Origin of the sequence: Pseudomonas arabinosi (assembly GCF_047758675.1) — a bacterium.
Taxonomy (GTDB): domain Bacteria; phylum Pseudomonadota; class Gammaproteobacteria; order Pseudomonadales; family Pseudomonadaceae; genus Aquipseudomonas; species Aquipseudomonas arabinosi.
In genome coordinates, this window is the sequence record NZ_CP180480.1 from 5,145,850 (window position 1) to 5,162,290 (window position 16,441).

The following is a 16,441-nucleotide window of genomic DNA, read 5'->3' on the forward strand; positions in this document are numbered from 1 at the left end:
GTATTCTTGGACGATTACAAACTAAGTGCTTTCAGTCTCACCGAATTAAACATCAACTCTGCTCGACCTTCTTAACCAGTGCTAGGCTGTGCCCGACAAGTGCGACGAATGTTATAGGTGACCCTGAAGGTCGTCAACTCTTTTTTAAAAAAAATTCATTTAATTAAAGGGGTTAGGGGAATTTGCAGACCAAGCGCCTTTGCCCTCACCTCACGACATGCGAGAATGCGTTCTCTTTTTTTCCCCTCTCGATGGTTAATCACGCGCAATGACTGCACAACTAATCGACGGCAAATCGATCGCCGCCAGCCTGCGCCAGCAGATCGCCAAACGCGTCAACGAGCGTCGCCTGCAAGGTCTGCGCACGCCCGGCCTCGCGGTGATCCTGGTCGGCAGCGATCCCGCCTCTCAGGTTTATGTCTCGCACAAGCGTAAAGACTGTGAAGAGGTCGGCTTCATTTCCCAAGCCTACGACCTGCCTTCCGAAACCACTCAAGAAGCGCTGACCGATCTGATCGATCGCCTGAACGACGACCCGGCGATTGACGGCGTTCTGCTCCAGCTTCCTTTACCTGAACACCTGGACGCCTCCAAATTGCTGGAGCGCATTCGTCCAGACAAGGATGTCGACGGTTTCCACCCTTATAACGTCGGCCGTCTGGCCCAGCGTATTCCGCTGCTGCGTCCGTGCACGCCTAAAGGCATCATGACGTTGCTGGAAAGCACCGGTGTCGATCTCTACGGGATGGACGCAGTGGTTGTCGGGGCCTCCAACATTGTTGGTCGCCCGATGGCAATGGAGCTGCTGCTGGCCGGCTGCACCGTGACCGTCACCCATCGCTTCACCAAGGATCTGGCAGGCCACGTCGGTCGCGCCGATCTGGTGGTGGTCGCTGCCGGCAAGCCGGGGCTGGTAAAGGGTGAGTGGATCAAGGAAGGCGCAATCGTGATTGACGTCGGCATCAACCGCCAGGAAGACGGCAAACTGGTCGGTGACGTGATCTACGACACCGCCCTGCCCCGCGCCGGCTGGATCACTCCAGTCCCGGGTGGCGTTGGCCCGATGACCCGCGCTTGCCTGCTGGAAAACACGCTGTACGCAGCCGAAACACTGCACAGCTGAGTTCGCATTTTCATGTCTGCGACGAACAAAGGAGCCCCGCCATTGGCGGGGTTCTTTTTGCCTGGATTAAAAACGTTACCGCTCGCCGGAAACCTACTGTTTGTAGGGGTTTTCAAGAGCTTTGACCTGTTCATTGAACAACCATCGACAGTTCTTCAGCCATACTCCTAAAATGCGTCGTTTTTAAAGAAACAACCCGTTACAGAACGGCTTATCCACACCTAACGAGTCTGCCAGCGTGAAAATCCGTCTTTCCATCCTGAGCCTATTTTTTGCAGTTACAGGGACTTTCACCACGCCAATGGTCAACGCTGCCGACACCACTTCGGCGCCGCGAGATACGTCAACACTGAAGATCGCTTCCGGCAGTGCATTGCTGATGGATCTGCAGACCAACAAAGTCATCTATGCCAGCAATCCTGACGTGGTTGTGCCGATCGCGTCCGTCAGCAAACTGATGACTGGGCTGATCGTGGTTGAAGCCAGGCAGAACATGGACGAATACCTGTCCATCAACATCAGCGACACGCCGGAAATGAAAGGTGTGTTCTCCCGCGTGAAACTCAAAAGCGAATTGCCACGCAAGGAAATGCTGCTGATTGCCCTGATGTCCTCGGAAAACCGCGCTGCCGCGAGCCTGGCCCATCATTATCCGGGCGGCTACGTCGCGTTCATTGCCGCCATGAATGCCAAAGCGAAAGCGCTGGGCATGACCAGCACGCACTTCGTCGAACCCACCGGCCTCTCCCCTCGCAACGTGTCTACGGCCCGCGACCTGAGCAAACTGCTGATCGCTGCACACAAGTACCCACTGCTGACTGAGCTGAGTACGACCAAGGAAAAAACCGTCTCGTTCCGTAAACCCAACTACAGCCTGGGTTTCCGTAATACCGACCATTTGGTCAACAAGCCGAACTGGGACATCCAGCTGACGAAAACCGGCTTCACCAACGAGGCAGGTCACTGCCTGGTGCTGGTCACCAGCATGGGCAATCGCCCTGTTGCGCTGGTCATCCTCGACGCTTTTGGCAAGTACACTCACTTTGCCGATGCCAGTCGCATTCGCAGCTGGGTGGAAACCGGCAGGGGCACGAACGTGCCGTCTGTAGCCTTGCAGTACAAATCCGACAAGAACCTCAAGCATCGTCAGAGCGGCGTGGTTGAAGCGTCGAAATAACTAAACGGCAGATAAAAGAAAGCCCCGAATATTCGGGGCTTTTTTTCGTCCGGCGTCAGTCATTGGGCAACGGCATCTGGTCGTCATCCGGAATGCCGTCCCCGGCACTCGGGTCTTTCCAGCCCTGTGGATGCTCCGTCGGCACAACCACAGGCCTGGCCAAAGGATCCCTTAACGGGCTGTCCGGATCCATCACTGGGTCGATGTCCTTTTCGGGGTTGGTTGGAACGCTGTCCGGAAGTTTGTCGTCGAAACTAGAATCGGTAGACATACGCACCTCACTCAGGCTCAGGGTTTCAGATTGGCGAGTGGATCGTAAGGCTTCGCGGGAGCCTTGGTATTGTCGCCCGGCTTCACATCCCTGGGCGCCTTGGCAGGTCCAATGGGGTCGACCTGAGGATCGGCGAGGTCCGGCGAATCGGGATCGAAGCCCAACTCATCACCCGAAGAATGCTCAGACGAGTGCGGGCCGACGGGGGTGGTGGAATGTGCCATGGGCGCCTCCTTTGAGTCTGGCCCGGAGAAATCCGGGCCCTACTTCGTTAGAGGTCGGCAAAGTGCAGGGGTGCCCGACAGATGACGAACGGACTTATTGCGCGTTCAGCGCTTTTTTCGCCCTGGCGGCCGCCTTCTCCTGACCTGCCTGGGCAAGGTCGCTCGCGGCCTTGAGCCATCGTTGTTGATCGACATTGGCCGGCAGTTGATTCGGCTTCTGAATCAGCACAGCCCAGCCACCGGCATCCTTGAGCGCCGATTCAAACGAACCGAACCCCATCAACTCCCGACGATTCATGCCCGAGCGCAGCAGCACTGTCTGCTTCTGACGGTTGTACCCGGCAAGAATGGCGTAACGCGGTTCAGCCCAGAACGCCGAGCCTTCGGTGAAACGCACCATTACCGGGTAACCGGCCGCCACCTGGGTCAACAGCGCAGGCAAATTGCTGTCGAGGGGATAGACGACCATGCCGTACTCGCGAGCGAGGTTCTGCATGTTCTGCTGCAACTGGGCTTCGGCACCCGGCAAATGCAACGGTTTTTCGAGCAAACCCGGGGTAATCACAATGCCTTGCTGGGACAACATGCTGGCCAGCACTTGCGGCCCACTCTGATTCGCCACGCCACGGTAGAACGTGCCACTGAGCTCGACTCGCTCCGGCAGGCGCTTGATTTCAGGCGCCACACTCCCCGCGCAGCCAGCCAGACCTGCAACGCAGCCCACGACCAGCACTAACGATCGAATTCGAGAAAATACCCGCACCATCATCACTCTCTTGATTTAGACGCCAGGCATTCGCGCTCCCGGCTTGGCCGTCGATCATAGGACGCCGCGCGGCGGCGGTATAGCCTTAACCGGCAGATGATGGCATTCGATAGAGCGAACTGATTGGTGACAGCCGACCTTTGGTCAATAACCTGAAACACAGCAGCGACTAGACTGTCATGTGCAAAGAGTATGTGCCCGCAGCAGGGCGAAGAGGAGGCACTGATGAGCCTGACAATGACCATTGTGATGTTGATTTCTGGCTGGCTGGCCGTTGCCGCCGCCATGTTATGGGGAGTTCTGCGCGTTACCCGCCGGCACCATCATCCGGTTCAGTCGATGCCGGTGGCGAAACCCGACGAAACTGCTGAACAGCACGCTACCGCGCACTGACCGACACCCTTTTGTATCCAGACAAAAAAACGGCCGCCTGGCTCTTTCGAGCACAGGCGGCCGTTTCGTTTAACGCAGGTTAAGCTTCAGTGGCTACACGCTTCTGCTTTGCCCGTCGCGACATCATGTTCAAACCCTCGATCGTCGCCGAGAACGCCATGGCCGCATACACATAGCCTTTCGGTACATGGGCGCCGAAGCCTTCGGCGATCAGCGTCATGCCGATCATGATCAGGAAGCCCAGCGCCAGCATCACCACCGTCGGGTTGTCGTTGATGAACTTGGCCAGAGGATCAGCCGCCAGCAACATCACCAGTACCGACACCACCACCGCGATGATCATGATCGGCAAATGCTCAGTCATGCCGACAGCGGTAATGATGCTGTCGATGGAGAACACCATGTCCAGCAGCAGGATCTGACCGATCGCGGCAGCGAAGCCCAACGTCACGGCCGAGGTGGCCGACTTCGGATCATCCGGCGCCGGGTCCATGCTGTGATGGATCTCGGTGGTCGCCTTCCACAACAGGAACAGGCCGCCAGCGATCAGGATCATGTCCTTCCAGGAGAACGTCTGGCCGAAGATATCGATCACAGGCTCAGTCAACTGGACGATGAACGCGATAGTGCTCAACAGCGCCAGTCGCAGGATCAGCGCCATGCCGATACCAATGCGCCGCGCCTTCTGCCGGTGCTGCTCGGGCAGTTTATTGGTCAGGATCGAAATGAAGATCAGGTTATCGATGCCGAGCACGATTTCCATGACGATCAACGTGGCCAGGGCAACCCAGGCGGTGGGGCTTGCAGCAAGTTCTAAAAGGTATTCCATGGGTCAGTCCTGACTCTTTTAAGACGGTTTAGATTTCCTGGGACGAAGATTCGGTTTTGTCCGTTTCTTTGGCCGGTTGTTCTTTCTTGCTGATCAGCCCGCCAGTGGCGTCACTGATTGCCTGCTCTGCGGCTTTGTGGGTGTCGTCGATCGCTTGTTTGGCGGTTTCGGCAGCCTTGCCCATCAGTTGCTGAGCGCTTTTTTCGGCCTGGTCACAACCGGCTAACACCAGTAAAGACGTGATCAGCAGTGCCGTGGTTTTAAGCTTCATGATGCTTTCCTCGATAGAACAAACCGGGCCTAAACGATGGCCCGTTGATAGCGAGGCATTCTAGGGAGGCAAACACTTCAGGAAAATTCGTATTTTTAGCGGCTATACTTCGGTTTTAACGAACTGTAGGTCGCCATGCTCAACTATCGACAGCTGCATTACTTCTGGGTGGTCGCCAAGACCGGCAGCATCGTGCGCGCCTGCGAGCAGCTGAACCTGACGCCGCAGACCATCAGCGGGCAGATATCACTGCTCGAACAAACCTATGGCATCGAGCTGTTTCGCCGGGTCGGCCGGCAGCTGGAACTCACCGAAGCCGGCCGCCAGACCCTGCCCTACGCCGAGCAAATGTTCCAGTTGGGCGGCGAACTGGAGCTGATGCTGCGTGCACAGCCCAACGAACAGCAGATTCTGTTTCGGGTTGGCGTGGCCGACGTGGTACCCAAATCCATCGTCTATCGACTGATTGCGCCGACCATGGAATTGAGCGAGCCGCTGCGCATCACCTGTCGCGAAGACAAACTGGAACGCCTGCTCGCCGACCTGGCCATCCAGCGTCTCGACCTGGTGATCTCCGACAGCCCGATGCCTTCGCACCTGGACATCAAGGGCTACAGCCAGAAACTCGGGGAATGCGGGATCAGTTTCTTCGCCACTGCTGAACTGGCGGCGCAATACGGTCAGGATTTCCCCCGTAGCCTGCACGGCGCACCGCTGCTGATTCCAGGGCCGGAGACCGTGGTGCGCAGTCGCTTGCAGCGCTGGTTTGCCGAGCAGCAAATCCAGCCGCGCATCGTCGGCGAGTTCGATGACAGCGCCTTGATGCAGGCGTTCGGCCAATCCGGCAGCGGGATTTTCATCGGCCCGAGCGTGATTGCCGATGAAGTGATACGCCAATACGGCGTGGAGTTGATTGGCCAGACCGACGCGGTGACCGAGTCGTTCTACGCCATTTCGGTGGAACGCAAGGTCAAGCACCCCGGCATTGTCGCCATTACCGAAGGTGCCCGACGCGAGCTGTTCACCGAGATGTGAGGTGTCAGGCGCAGACTTCGCGTGGCTTGAAGGTCATCAACGCGATGGCCAAAAGGATCGAGGCGAGGATAAAAGCGGCCGCCGCGAAACCAAGGCCTTGCAGGCCTACACCGTCGATGACCCTGCCGCCGATCATGGCGCCCAGGCCGATCCCGAGGTTAGCCCCGGCAATGTTCAGCGATGCCGCGAACGCGGGCGCTTCGGGTGCAGCCTTCATCAATCGCACATGGCTGACCAGAAACAACGCCGCCTGAGTCACGCCCCAGATCCCCATCGCCGCGGCCAGACCCAGCGGCGAATGAATGTTCGGCACCAACGCCACCAGGCCGGCGATCATGAACGCGCAGAACATCATCGAGGCGATCAACGGATGACGATCCACCGCGCGGCCGCCCAATGAGTTGCCGATCAACCCGACCGCGCCGAAGCCCATCAGGCACCAGCCGACCACCGTGCCGTTGAAACCGGCCAGTCGCTCAAGAATGTCAGCCAGGTAGGTATAAGCGGTGAACATGCCGCTGAACACCAGGATCGACAGCAGCACATGCCCCACCATCAGCGGGCTGCGCAGGATTCTGAACTGCGAGCGAAAGCTCACCTGATGCTGATGCAGATTGGTTTTCGGCAGGTAGATAAACAGCAGCAACGCCTTGGCAAACGCGATCACCGCCAGAATGCCGAAGGCACTGCGCCAGCCGAACGCATCGGAGATCAGTGTGCCCACCGGAATGCCGAACACCGTGGCGCAGACAATGCCGAAACCGATCTTGGCAATGGCGCGACCGGCGTAGTCCGGGCCGACGATGTCCACCGCTGTTTCACTGGCCAGCGCCCAGAACACTGGCAAGCCCAGCGCTGGAATCAACCGGGCAATGGCCATCACCTCGATGTTCGGGGCAAACGCCGCAAGGGTGTTGGCCAGGCCGAACATGATCAGCACCGAGATGAACAACTTGCGGCGCTCGAACCGGGCGAAATAGGCGGTCAGGAATGGCCCGAATGCGGCGACCGTGAAGGCGAACAAGGTCACCAGCAAACCCGCCTGGGGGATGCTGACGTCAAGGTCTCGAGCGATCGCCGGCAACAGGCCGACGATGATGAATTCCGTGGTCAGCACCGTGAAACCGGCGGCAGACAACAGAAGGATGGGCAACAGCATGCAGAACTCCAGAAAACGACGACACCAGCGATAGCCCGAAGGCCCACTGGCATGACTTGAAAATGAGGATGGCGAATCTTAACAGAGTGTTTCCGATCAGGGTTGCACGAACCTGCCGATCTCGTTGACCCCGCGGGCGGCAGATCGTCACAGGTCTGAAGGATAAAGACCACGCTGTGATAAAGTCCGCGCCCTGCGATACGTACACCCTGTTCATCGGCCATTGATTGGCATTGATGTCGCGATACCCCCGCACCTAATAAAATCAGAGATGCCGTTTTATGACCGCTTCATCCCCTTCGCTATGGTTACGCCTGAAACGCTTAAGCCTGGTCACACAAATCATCATCGGCCTGATCGCCGGGATTGCCTTGGCCCTGTTCGCGCCGGAGGTGGCGAAGTCCACCGCGTTTATCGGCAAAGTCTTCGTTTCGGCGCTTAAAGCTGTCGCGCCGATTCTGGTGTTCGTGCTGGTCATGGCCTCGATTGCCAACCATAAGCACGGCCAGGAAACCCACATCCGGCCGATTCTGTTTCTGTATCTGCTGGGAACGTTTGCGGCGGCGGTGGTGGCCGTTGTCGCCAGTACGTTGTTCCCGTCGAGCCTGGTATTGGCCACTCACGACGTTGCGATCACCGCGCCGGGCGGGATCAGTGAAGTGCTGCAAAGTCTGCTGTTGAGCGTGGTCGACAACCCGGTCAGCGCGCTGATGAATGCCAACTTCATCGGCATTCTGGCGTGGGCGATTGGTATGGGCGTTGCCATTCGCCATGCCGGTGACACCACTCGCGAAGTGCTCGGCGACTTGTCGAACGGCGTGACCCTGATCGTGCGACTGGTGATCCGTTTTGCACCGCTGGGCATTTTCGGTCTGGTGGCTTCGACCCTCGCCACCTCCGGTTTCGGTGCCTTGATCGGTTATGTGCATCTACTGGCGGTTTTGCTGGGCTGCATGCTGTTTGTGGCGCTGGTGATGAACCCGGTCATCGTGTTCTGGAAGCTGCGTCGTAACCCGTATCCGTTGGTGCTGATGTGCCTGCGGGAAAGCGGCATCACTGCATTCTTCACCCGCAGCTCGGCAGCGAACATTCCGGTCAACCTGGAATTAAGCAAGCGCCTGGGCCTGCACGAAGACACCTACTCGGTCTCGATCCCGCTGGGCGCGACCATCAACATGGCCGGCGCGGCGATCACTATTACCGTGCTGACCCTGGCCGCCGTGCACACGCTGGGCATCGCTGTAGACATTCCGACCGCCATCCTGCTGAGCATCGTCGCGGCGATCTGTGCCTGTGGCGCTTCGGGCGTGGCAGGCGGCTCGTTGCTGTTGATTCCACTGGCCTGCAGCCTGTTTGGCATTCCAAGCGAAATCGCCATGCAGGTAGTGGCCGTCGGGTTCATCATCGGTGTGCTGCAGGACTCGGCGGAAACCGCGCTGAACTCCTCCACCGACGTACTGTTCACTGCCGCCGCGTGCCTCGGTGAAGAAGCAAAAGCAGAACGCCTGGCCTGACACAGCTCGCTCCCACAGGATCTGCGGTGCAGATGAACAATGCTTACATATGAAAAAGCCCCCGCAACCTAAGGCTGCGGGGGCTTTTTTACGCCGGGAGGTTTAGAACGCGCCCATGTAATCGCGCTTGCCCACTTCCACACCGTTGTGACGCAGCAGTGCGTAGGTGGTGGTGATGTGGAAGAAGAATTGCGGCAGACCGTAGCTCAGCAGGTAAGCCTGGCCAGTGAAGCGCTTCTCTTTCGGCGTGCCCTGACGGGTGATGATTTCGATGCCTTCCTTGCCGTCGATCTGTTCCGGTTTGATCTCACCGATGAAGGCCAGCACTTTGGCGATCAGCGCTTGCAGTTCAGCGAAGGTGGTTTCGGTGTCGTCGTATTTCGGCAGTTCAACTTCGGCCAGGCGCGCGGAAACGCCCTTGGCGAAATCAACGGCGATTTGCACCTGACGGACCAGCGGGAACATGTCCGGGTACAGACGGGCTTGCAGGAAAGCATTTGGATCGATGTTCTTGGCGGTGGCGTGGGCTTCAGCCTTGTTCAAAACGTCGCTCAGGGCGTTGAGCATTTGCTTGAAAACAGGAACGGAAGCGGCGTACAGGGAAATAGTCATGGCAGTCTCGTGTTGTGACAGGAGGGAAACGTGGGGCGATTATAGCGATGCGCGGTCCCAGGTGAAGCGATAGATATTGGCTGGCTGTCCGGGATGACAACGGCCGTTATCGGCATCGGCACCAACGATCGACCACTGCGCGCGCGAGGTTTCGCCCAGTTCACGGGCGGCCTGAGGGTTAAAACACCGGCTCAGCAGTTCATCCGGCACCAAGGCGTACGCTTGACGATGTTCGCGCAGCCATTGAGCGGCCTGCTCGACCGTGGAGCCGATCATCCCGAAATGCACGATCGGCTGTCGGGCGAACAACCAATGGCCCTCGCGCCAGTTGACCAGTACCAGGTCTGCGCCCTGGGTCATCGCCGCTGCTTGCGCCATCAGCGCCTCGTGGGGATTGGGCCCGTCCTTGACCGGGTCGACGAAACCGCGAGCGAACCACAGCGTGAACCACGTGACGGCCAACACCTGGAATACCCGCCGACCGCGCGGACGCTTGCCGAACCAGCGCTTGAGCAGCCACGGAATCAGCGGCGCTGCAACCAGCACCAGCCCCGGTAACGCCGGATAGATGTACAACTTGCGTTTGCCGCTGCTCAGGCAGAAAAACAAAACCACCAGTACGACCCAACCCAGCAGCACCAGCACTCGACCGTCGCGCTTGCGCAACTGCCTGCGCCAGGCGGGCACCAGCCACGGCAAGGCCAGTACCAACGGCAACCAGTATTGCGGGATGACGTTGACGAAGAAGTACCAGAACGGTTCTCGGTGATCCCACGCGGCGGCATAGCGCCCCGCTGTCTGGCGCAGCAGAATTTCCCGTGCGTAAGCGATTTCGTCAGCGGCGCCATTGAATGCGATGGACACCGCCAAGGGCAGCAGCCAGATCGCGACGGCGCCAAGCACCACCAAAATACCCAGGCACCACTTGCGCGCCTCGCCCGGCATGGCCACCACCCCAGGCCAGCCTTTGCGCACCGCGTAGGCATACGGAATCAGCATCAACGCCGGAACGAAGCCGACCCCTTTGGTGATCACGCCAATGCCCATGGCCGCGCAACCCGCGTAGAACCAACGCCAGGCGGGCCCGAGCAACAGATGACGGGCCAGGCCGTACATACCCAGAGAAGTGAACAGAATCAGAAAACTGTCGATCTGACCGGTCCGCAGAATGCTGTACGTCTGATAGGTGGCCAGGTACAACAGCGCTGCTGTTCGTCCGGCCCGCTGATTCCACAACCGGCGACCCAGGTCGTAGAGCATGGCCGTGACCGATGTGGCCGATAAAAGCCCCGGAATATATAGGGCAAGGGCGGGCATCCCGGTGATCCAGGTGAAAAACGCCACCGTCCACATGAAAATCGGTGGTTTATCACCGTAGATCTCCGCGGCCCGGTGCGGAATCAGCCATGACCCGTTGTGCAGCATCTCCAGCGCAACACCGAGGAATCGCTCCTCGTCGACATTCTGCGGCTGACGCAACCCGAACCCGGCGCCAACCAATAAAAGAGCAAGCAACATCAGGCCCAGGCATTCGACGCTGGGTGACAGGGTTCGGCGCACGGTTCAGTCCTTCAAGGTTTTGCTGCGGGCAATCAATTGCAGGTTGCGCAAATAGACGATGGAACCGAACGCCTGACCGGCGATGAAAACCGGGTCCTGTCGGTAGATGGCGTAAGCGAACAGCAGCGCACTGCCGACGATGCTCAGGTACCAGAAACTCACCGGAATCACGCTGCGTTTTTGGTATTCGCTGTACAGCCACTGCAGGACGAAGCGACCGGTGAAGGCGATCTGGCCACTGAAACCGACCACCAGCCACAGGGTTTCGCGGGACAGATTCATCCTTCGATCTCCTGCGCATGAGCCTGCAAACGCGTGCGCCTGATCAGCCACCAGACGCCGATCAGATCGAGAATGCCCACCAGGGCGCGGTCGATGTTTCCGTATTTGGAGACCCCGGCCGTGCGAGGCCGATGGTTGACCGGATGGGTAATCATCCGGCCGTTATGACGCTGGATCAGCGCAGGAATGAACCGGTGCATGTGGTCGAAGTACGGCAAGCGCAGAAACGCCGCCCGCTCGATCAATTTCAGCCCGCAGCCAGTGTCCGGCGTCTGGTCCTTGAGCATGCGGCTGCGCAACCCGTTGGCAAAACGCGAGGCCCAACGCTTGCTCGCAGTATCGCGACGGTTGACCCGGTGCCCAGCCACCAACTGAAGGTCGACGCTCCCCTGCTCACTGCGCACTAATGCCAGCATGCCGGGGATATCCGCCGGATCGTTCTGACCGTCGCCATCGAGCGTGGCCAGCCATTGGCCCCGGGCGGCGAGCGCCGCATGGTAGAGCGAAGTGCTCTGCCCCAGCGAACGCTCATGGCGCAGGATACGCAACGTGCTCAGGCCGCTGTGCCGGGTCTGTCGCAGTTCCTGCAAGGAAGCGTCAGTACTGCCATCGTCCACGACGATGATTTCATAGGCTTCATCGGCCAGTGCGATACGGATTTCTTCGAGCAGCGATGTGAGATTGCTCGCCTCGTTCTTTGCCGGAATCAGCACGGATACAAAAATGTCTTGGCTCATAGAGGCCCCTATTACCCTGGATTTTTTATTATCGAGGGCCAACGTTTCATCTCTGATAAAAGTGGCGGTACCACTTCACAAATTCCGCGACGCCGGCTTCAACCGTCACTTGAGGACGGAAATCGACCCACTGCGCCAATGCCGACACATCCGCCCAGGTCTTGACCACATCGCCAGCCTGCAGCGGCAGGAAATTGCGCCGGGCCTCCCTGTCCAATGCCGACTCCAGGCACTCGACGAAATCCAGCAGCGCCACCGGCGTGCCGCGCCCGATGTTGAAGATCCGGTTGGCGCCCTCGCCAGGTCCATCCGATAACGGCGGCCTTGGGCGCAATCGGGCAATGCTTTCGACGATGTCATCGATGTAGGTGAAGTCGCGTGACATCTGGCCTTGGTTGTAGAGGTCAATCGGCCTGTCGTTGAGGATCGCTTCGGTAAATTTGAACAGCGCCATGTCGGGGCGCCCCCAAGGTCCGTAAACGGTAAAAAACCGCAGGCCGCTGGCCTTCAGTCCATACAGATGGCAATAGCTGTGGGCCATCAGCTCGTTGGCACGCTTACTGGCGGCATACAAAGAAATCGGATGATCGACGGCGTCTTCGACGCTGAACGGCATTTTGCTGTTGGTGCCGTACACCGAGCTGCTCGATGCATAAATCAGATGCTCGGGGCGATGGTGCCGGCAGGCTTCCAGCACATTCAGAAAACCCGTCAGGTTCGTTTGCGCATACACGTCCGGGTTGTCCAGCGAGTAGCGAACGCCCGCCTGGGCTGCCAGGTGGATAACGTCTGAGAAGCCGTGATCCTTGAACAATGCCATCAAGGCCGGTTTGTCGACGATATCCAGCGTCTGGAAATGAAACCCCGACAAGGGCTTCAGCGCCTCAAGCCGTGCATGTTTGAGTTCCACGCTGTAGTAGTCGTTGAGGTTATCGATACCGACCACCTCAAGACCTTCCTGACACAAGCGCTTGACCGTGTGATACCCGATGAAACCGGCGGCGCCGGTGACCAGTACGGTCATAGCGGGCGCGCGCCGATCAGCGCATTATTGCGGGTCGATACCCACGTCAGCTTCATGCCTTGCTCCACTGCACAATTAATAAGGCCGGTGACGTCGTCGATAGGAATTTTCGTCGTACCCGTCATAAGCCGCAGTCATCTGCAGCCCTGCATACGGTGCACGTCTGATTGTTAAGATGGCGTAACAGGTTGATTTAAGTTTTGTGACCATTGCCAAGGCACGGCGACGAATTCAGTTGCCATTGGCACACGTCAATCTAAAGTGCATGCCAGCAGGAGAAAATCATGAACCCGGGAAGGAATGCAGAATCATGAGCACTGAGCAAGAAACGACCTTCGACGAGCCGCGACTCAACAGCACCGAAATCCGCATTCTGGGGTCGTTGATCGAAAAACAGGCCACCAGCCCGGAAACTTATCCGCTGACCCTCAATGCGCTGGTGATTGCCTGCAACCAGAAAACCAGCCGCGAGCCGGTGATGAACCTTACCCAGGGTCAGGTCGGCCAAAGCCTGCGCGCCCTCGAAGGACGCGGCTTCACCAAACTGGTGATGGGCAGCCGTGCGGATCGCTGGGAACACAAGGTCGACAAGGCATTGGAACTGGTGCCGGCGCAGGTGATTCTTGCGGGGCTGCTGTTCCTGCGCGGTCCGCAAACGGTTAACGAACTGTTGACCCGTAGCGGCCGCATGCATGACTTTGAAGATGCCGAACAGGTCGTGCATCAACTGGAACGCTTGATCGCTCGCGGTCTGGCGCTGTTGATTCCGCGCCAGGCCGGTCAGCGTGAAGACCGCTACATGCACGCCTTGGGCGACCCGGCGGACATCGAAGTGATCCTGGCGGCACGGCAGAACCCGACCGAGCGTGGCGCGGGTGGTGGCGTATCGGTTGAGCGGATCGAAGAGCTGGAGGCGCGAATTGCGGCGCTGGAAGAACGACTGGCCCGCCTCGAGTAAACAACGCGTGATTATTCGCCGTCCCAATAATCCACGCCGTCCGCCGGCCTGGCGACGGCGACGAAGCCCGAGGCATTGCCCTCGGCGTCGACCTTGAAGTCGTCCATCACCGCATACTTGCCAGAATCCGGGTACTCGCAAATCTCGGGCGATTGTTGGGTGCTGACCGCCAGGTAGCGCAGCTCAGCATTGCTGGTATTGATGATCTGGTGCGCGGCTTCAGGGCCGCCCGGCGGGCAGGCAATGACATCGCCGGCGCGAACGGGAAAGCGCTCGGCGCCCAAGCGAATCTCCCCTTCCCCGGCCACGATGTAAAACATCTCCTCGTTGACCCGATGACTGTGAAACGGGCTGCCACGCATCCCCGGTTCCAGTGCGTACAGGCGATATCCCAGCTTCTGCGCGCCCAGTTGCTGGCCGATGCGCGCCTGCCGTTGCTGATAGCGGTCGGCGGTGTCTCCCGTCGGGGCAAACGCTTCGGGCAGCGGCTCAAGCTCGGCCTGATCCAGATTAAGAATGGCAGGATGCATGAGTCACCTCAGTCACGGTTTCGCTTGCTGGGCAGCGGGATAGCCAAGGCCACTGCGGGCAAATTCCACGGCTTTGTGAAACTGCTCATCGGTCGGCCGTACGCCGGTGTACAGCACGAACTGCTCCAGCGCCTGGATCGCGATCACTTCCAGCCCGGTGATCACTCGCTTGCCTTCAGCACGAGCGCGCACAATCAACGGTGTTTCCGAGGGGACTGCCACGACATCGAAGACAGTCTCGGCAGCAGCAATGGTTTCAACATCGAACGCCAGCAGATCGGCTTCGGGGCCGGACATGCCGATCGGTGTGACGTTGATCAGCATCTGCGGCCGCTCCGAGCCCAGCTCCGCTTGCCATCGATAGCCCAGCGCGTCGGCCAACGCCCGTCCGGAACGCTCGTTACGAGCAACGATCAGGCCATTTTTGTAGCCACCATCGCGCAAGGCACTGGCCACAGCCTTGGCCATGCCACCGCTGCCGCGCAGGGCAAAGGTCAATTCCTTCGGCACCTGGTGGGTGTCAAGCAACTGGGCGATCGCGATGTAGTCGGTGTTGTAAGCCTTGAGATGGCCGTCAGTGTTAACGATGGTGTTGATCGATTGAATGGCCGCAGCGGAGGGATCCAGTTCATCGACCAGCGCAATGCACGCCTCCTTGAACGGCATCGACACACCGCAACCACGAATCCCCAGAGCACGAATGCCGCCAACGGCGCCAGGCAGATCCTGACTGCTGAAGGCCTTGTAGTAAAAATTCAGGTCCAGTTGCTCATACAGATGATTGTGGAACCGCAGGCCGAAGTTCCCGGGGCGTGCGGAAAGCGACATGCACAGCTGGGTGTCTCTGTTGGGGTTCATCTGCATGAAACATCTCCTTGAATAGCACTTTCAGATGGACGGGATTAGCCATTCCATCGGGTCTGATCGATCATAACGGTGTGTCTGCACGCGGCCTCACTGAACCGTAAAGAAGCCAGTACAGACCTTACACAAAATTTACCCAACGGCTGTGCTGATTTTGAAAAAAACGCTGTCTTAGAAGTATCCCCGCGACAATCCTTGGGTCTATTGCAGACACAAGCGTCGGGGCGAAGAACCGAGGAACTATCATGATCCGTAAAATCCCCACAGTAGCCTTGCTGATCGGTGCTCTTGCTATCGCAGGGCAGGCAGAGGCTGGCGGCGGTCACGGCGGTCACGGTTGGGAAGGTCCGGCGGTATTTGGCGCAATCGTTGGCACAGCCATCGTCGGTTCGGCACTCATCAACAGCAACCGCCCGGTCTATGTACAGCAACCGGTTTACGCTCAGCCACAACCGGTTTACTACGGCCCGCCCCCGGTTTATTACCAGCCGGCACCGGTCTACGTGCAACAACCGGTCTATTACGGCCCACCGCCGGTTTACTACGGCCCGCCACGTGGTTATTACGGTCCACCGCGCGGTTACTACGGCCCTCCCCGCGGTTATGGCCGCTGGTAACGCAATCATCAGGCCCCGCCTTAACAGCGGGGCCTTTTTTGTGACCGTCCGTCGGCAGAGGTCTGGATAAATCTCGTTAAGGTCGCTGTCGGGACAGTCTTTGCGGTGCAAGTTGGCAAGATTGACTCGCCACTCTTCCCCCGCTTTGGGAAAAACGGTCATATTTATGTCATGTCGGGTCCGCAATCTTGGATCTGTCCGTTAACAACAGGTTGATAAAAACAAGGACGACCTCATGCCCACGCAAAACCCGCACCGCATTGTCGGCTTGTGCACTTCCAGCAAGGTGTACAACGCACTGACCGAGCTCAAGCACCTGGAAGGCCATCGCAGCGCCAAGTTTCTTTCGCTACTGGCAGAAAACCTGGTACGAAAAGGCCTGCTCAACGAGCAGGAAGTGGTTCATATGCTGGATCTGGTGGTCGACTGAAGCGAAGCCTCATTGGCATCAATGACGACTATCGAAAGCGTTGATTGTCCGTTCAAGCGTCCGGT

At 58.6% G+C, this 16,441-nt stretch carries 20 protein-coding genes and 1 pseudogene; 8 read left to right on the top strand and 13 right to left on the bottom strand.

The genetic code is table 11. The annotated features are described in order from the left end of the window. Positions 1 to 268: 268 nt before the first annotated feature. Positions 269 to 1,123 (top strand): bifunctional methylenetetrahydrofolate dehydrogenase/methenyltetrahydrofolate cyclohydrolase FolD, encoded by an 855-nt coding sequence (gene folD / locus ACMXYJ_RS24030; protein WP_415757198.1) that lies wholly within the window; start codon positions 269 to 271, stop codon positions 1,121 to 1,123. Positions 1,124 to 1,361: 238 nt separating this feature from the next. After that, positions 1,362 to 2,300: a D-alanyl-D-alanine endopeptidase gene (gene pbpG, locus ACMXYJ_RS24035; protein ID WP_415757199.1), complete on the top strand. Its 939-nt coding sequence runs from the start codon at positions 1,362 to 1,364 to the stop codon at positions 2,298 to 2,300. A gap of 55 nt (positions 2,301 to 2,355) precedes the next feature. On the opposite strand, the gene ACMXYJ_RS24040 is transcribed toward pbpG, so the two are convergent. The 3 genes and pseudogenes from ACMXYJ_RS24040 to ACMXYJ_RS24050 all read right to left on the bottom strand — a co-directional run bounded on the left by ACMXYJ_RS24040 (position 2,356) and on the right by ACMXYJ_RS24050 (position 3,619). Further along, positions 2,356 to 2,571, bottom strand: coding sequence for a hypothetical protein (locus ACMXYJ_RS24040; RefSeq protein WP_415757200.1), 216 nt, complete (start codon positions 2,569 to 2,571; stop codon positions 2,356 to 2,358). A 17-nt stretch (positions 2,572 to 2,588) separates the two neighbouring features. Then, the gene (locus tag ACMXYJ_RS24045) at positions 2,589 to 2,795 is read right to left on the bottom strand and encodes a DUF6021 family protein (RefSeq protein ID WP_008148414.1); all 207 of its coding nucleotides are present in this window, start codon (positions 2,793 to 2,795) and stop codon (positions 2,589 to 2,591) included. A 94-nt stretch (positions 2,796 to 2,889) separates the two neighbouring features. Then, positions 2,890 to 3,619, bottom strand: a pseudogene (locus tag ACMXYJ_RS24050) (peptidase C39 family protein). 134 nt (positions 3,620 to 3,753) lie between these two features. Here ACMXYJ_RS24050 and ACMXYJ_RS24055 point away from each other — a divergent pair. Continuing rightward, positions 3,754 to 3,954 carry a hypothetical protein gene (locus tag ACMXYJ_RS24055; RefSeq protein ID WP_415757201.1) on the top strand — a complete coding sequence of 67 codons (201 nt, stop codon included), beginning with the start codon at positions 3,754 to 3,756 and terminating at the stop codon, positions 3,952 to 3,954. A 79-nt stretch (positions 3,955 to 4,033) separates the two neighbouring features. Here ACMXYJ_RS24055 and ACMXYJ_RS24060 read toward each other — a convergent pair whose 3' ends face one another. Both ACMXYJ_RS24060 and ACMXYJ_RS24065 read right to left on the bottom strand, forming a co-directional pair. Then, entirely contained in the window at positions 4,034 to 4,783 is a 750-nt protein-coding gene (locus ACMXYJ_RS24060) for a TerC family protein (protein ID WP_415757202.1), read from the bottom strand. A 28-nt stretch (positions 4,784 to 4,811) separates the two neighbouring features. After that, positions 4,812 to 5,054 carry a hypothetical protein gene (locus tag ACMXYJ_RS24065; RefSeq protein WP_008148410.1) on the bottom strand — a complete coding sequence of 81 codons (243 nt, stop codon included), beginning with the start codon at positions 5,052 to 5,054 and terminating at the stop codon, positions 4,812 to 4,814. Between the two features lie 135 nt (positions 5,055 to 5,189). Between ACMXYJ_RS24065 and nhaR the strand changes: the two genes are divergently transcribed. Beyond that, positions 5,190 to 6,089, top strand: coding sequence for a transcriptional activator NhaR (gene nhaR, locus ACMXYJ_RS24070; protein ID WP_008148408.1), 900 nt, complete (start codon positions 5,190 to 5,192; stop codon positions 6,087 to 6,089). A 4-nt stretch (positions 6,090 to 6,093) separates the two neighbouring features. Here nhaR and ACMXYJ_RS24075 read toward each other — a convergent pair whose 3' ends face one another. Further along, entirely contained in the window at positions 6,094 to 7,248 is a 1,155-nt protein-coding gene (locus tag ACMXYJ_RS24075; RefSeq protein ID WP_415757203.1) for an MFS transporter, read from the bottom strand. Between the two features lie 281 nt (positions 7,249 to 7,529). On the opposite strand from ACMXYJ_RS24075, the gene sstT reads away from it, so the two are divergent. Then, entirely contained in the window at positions 7,530 to 8,762 is a 1,233-nt protein-coding gene (gene sstT / locus ACMXYJ_RS24080; protein WP_415757204.1) for a serine/threonine transporter SstT, read from the top strand. Between the two features lie 102 nt (positions 8,763 to 8,864). On the opposite strand, the gene ACMXYJ_RS24085 is transcribed toward sstT, so the two are convergent. Genes ACMXYJ_RS24085 through ACMXYJ_RS24105 form a run of 5 tightly spaced genes read right to left on the bottom strand, consistent with a single transcriptional unit; the run spans position 8,865 to position 12,977 of the window. After that, the gene (locus tag ACMXYJ_RS24085) at positions 8,865 to 9,374 is read right to left on the bottom strand and encodes a DUF1993 domain-containing protein (protein WP_415757205.1); all 510 of its coding nucleotides are present in this window, start codon (positions 9,372 to 9,374) and stop codon (positions 8,865 to 8,867) included. A 39-nt stretch (positions 9,375 to 9,413) separates the two neighbouring features. Next, on the bottom strand, positions 9,414 to 10,934 hold the full coding sequence (locus tag ACMXYJ_RS24090; RefSeq protein ID WP_415757206.1) for an ArnT family glycosyltransferase: 1,521 nt from the start codon (positions 10,932 to 10,934) through the stop codon (positions 9,414 to 9,416). 3 nt (positions 10,935 to 10,937) lie between these two features. Next, complete coding sequence (locus ACMXYJ_RS24095; RefSeq protein ID WP_415757207.1) at positions 10,938 to 11,216, bottom strand: lipid-A-disaccharide synthase N-terminal domain-containing protein; 279 nt, start codon at positions 11,214 to 11,216, stop codon at positions 10,938 to 10,940. Next, on the bottom strand, positions 11,213 to 11,953 hold the full coding sequence (locus ACMXYJ_RS24100) for a glycosyltransferase family 2 protein (protein ID WP_415757208.1): 741 nt from the start codon (positions 11,951 to 11,953) through the stop codon (positions 11,213 to 11,215). Before ACMXYJ_RS24100 ends, ACMXYJ_RS24095 begins: the two co-directional genes overlap by 4 nt. Positions 11,954 to 11,999: 46 nt before the next feature. Next, a complete protein-coding gene (locus ACMXYJ_RS24105) occupies positions 12,000 to 12,977 on the bottom strand; it encodes an NAD-dependent epimerase (protein ID WP_415757209.1) in 978 nt (325 codons plus the stop codon). A gap of 310 nt (positions 12,978 to 13,287) precedes the next feature. On the opposite strand from ACMXYJ_RS24105, the gene ACMXYJ_RS24110 reads away from it, so the two are divergent. After that, positions 13,288 to 13,935, top strand: coding sequence for a YceH family protein (locus ACMXYJ_RS24110; RefSeq protein ID WP_074878482.1), 648 nt, complete (start codon positions 13,288 to 13,290; stop codon positions 13,933 to 13,935). Between the two features lie 11 nt (positions 13,936 to 13,946). Here ACMXYJ_RS24110 and ACMXYJ_RS24115 read toward each other — a convergent pair whose 3' ends face one another. After that, positions 13,947 to 14,465 carry a cupin domain-containing protein gene (locus ACMXYJ_RS24115; RefSeq protein WP_415757210.1) on the bottom strand — a complete coding sequence of 173 codons (519 nt, stop codon included), beginning with the start codon at positions 14,463 to 14,465 and terminating at the stop codon, positions 13,947 to 13,949. A 12-nt stretch (positions 14,466 to 14,477) separates the two neighbouring features. Next, on the bottom strand, positions 14,478 to 15,329 hold the full coding sequence (locus tag ACMXYJ_RS24120; RefSeq protein ID WP_415757211.1) for a shikimate 5-dehydrogenase: 852 nt from the start codon (positions 15,327 to 15,329) through the stop codon (positions 14,478 to 14,480). 245 nt (positions 15,330 to 15,574) lie between these two features. Between ACMXYJ_RS24120 and ACMXYJ_RS24125 the strand changes: the two genes are divergently transcribed. After that, positions 15,575 to 15,946 carry a hypothetical protein gene (locus tag ACMXYJ_RS24125; protein WP_415757213.1) on the top strand — a complete coding sequence of 124 codons (372 nt, stop codon included), beginning with the start codon at positions 15,575 to 15,577 and terminating at the stop codon, positions 15,944 to 15,946. Between the two features lie 235 nt (positions 15,947 to 16,181). Further along, positions 16,182 to 16,376 carry a hypothetical protein gene (locus ACMXYJ_RS24130; protein ID WP_003179723.1) on the top strand — a complete coding sequence of 65 codons (195 nt, stop codon included), beginning with the start codon at positions 16,182 to 16,184 and terminating at the stop codon, positions 16,374 to 16,376. Positions 16,377 to 16,441: the final 65 nt, after the last annotated feature.

What these genes read in the sequence shown, in the direction of transcription:
- ACMXYJ_RS24085 (WP_415757205.1), bottom strand. Translation starts at nt 9,374, where the DNA reads ATGACTATTTCCCTGTACGCCGCTTCCGTTCCTGTTTTCAAGCAAATG.
- ACMXYJ_RS24045 (WP_008148414.1), bottom strand. Translation starts at nt 2,795, where the DNA reads ATGGCACATTCCACCACCCCCGTCGGCCCGCACTCGTCTGAGCATTCT.
- ACMXYJ_RS24120 (WP_415757211.1), bottom strand. Translation starts at nt 15,329, where the DNA reads ATGCAGATGAACCCCAACAGAGACACCCAGCTGTGCATGTCGCTTTCC.
- ACMXYJ_RS24110 (WP_074878482.1), top strand. Translation starts at nt 13,288, where the DNA reads ATGAGCACTGAGCAAGAAACGACCTTCGACGAGCCGCGACTCAACAGC.
- nhaR (WP_008148408.1), top strand. Translation starts at nt 5,190, where the DNA reads ATGCTCAACTATCGACAGCTGCATTACTTCTGGGTGGTCGCCAAGACC.
- ACMXYJ_RS24040 (WP_415757200.1), bottom strand. Translation starts at nt 2,571, where the DNA reads ATGTCTACCGATTCTAGTTTCGACGACAAACTTCCGGACAGCGTTCCA.
- folD (WP_415757198.1), top strand. Translation starts at nt 269, where the DNA reads ATGACTGCACAACTAATCGACGGCAAATCGATCGCCGCCAGCCTGCGC.
- sstT (WP_415757204.1), top strand. Translation starts at nt 7,530, where the DNA reads ATGACCGCTTCATCCCCTTCGCTATGGTTACGCCTGAAACGCTTAAGC.
- ACMXYJ_RS24100 (WP_415757208.1), bottom strand. Translation starts at nt 11,953, where the DNA reads ATGAGCCAAGACATTTTTGTATCCGTGCTGATTCCGGCAAAGAACGAG.
- ACMXYJ_RS24065 (WP_008148410.1), bottom strand. Translation starts at nt 5,054, where the DNA reads ATGAAGCTTAAAACCACGGCACTGCTGATCACGTCTTTACTGGTGTTA.
- ACMXYJ_RS24095 (WP_415757207.1), bottom strand. Translation starts at nt 11,216, where the DNA reads ATGAATCTGTCCCGCGAAACCCTGTGGCTGGTGGTCGGTTTCAGTGGC.
- ACMXYJ_RS24060 (WP_415757202.1), bottom strand. Translation starts at nt 4,783, where the DNA reads ATGGAATACCTTTTAGAACTTGCTGCAAGCCCCACCGCCTGGGTTGCC.
- ACMXYJ_RS24115 (WP_415757210.1), bottom strand. Translation starts at nt 14,465, where the DNA reads ATGCATCCTGCCATTCTTAATCTGGATCAGGCCGAGCTTGAGCCGCTG.
- ACMXYJ_RS24125 (WP_415757213.1), top strand. Translation starts at nt 15,575, where the DNA reads ATGATCCGTAAAATCCCCACAGTAGCCTTGCTGATCGGTGCTCTTGCT.
- ACMXYJ_RS24130 (WP_003179723.1), top strand. Translation starts at nt 16,182, where the DNA reads ATGCCCACGCAAAACCCGCACCGCATTGTCGGCTTGTGCACTTCCAGC.
- ACMXYJ_RS24055 (WP_415757201.1), top strand. Translation starts at nt 3,754, where the DNA reads ATGTGCCCGCAGCAGGGCGAAGAGGAGGCACTGATGAGCCTGACAATG.
- ACMXYJ_RS24105 (WP_415757209.1), bottom strand. Translation starts at nt 12,977, where the DNA reads ATGACCGTACTGGTCACCGGCGCCGCCGGTTTCATCGGGTATCACACG.
- ACMXYJ_RS24075 (WP_415757203.1), bottom strand. Translation starts at nt 7,248, where the DNA reads ATGCTGTTGCCCATCCTTCTGTTGTCTGCCGCCGGTTTCACGGTGCTG.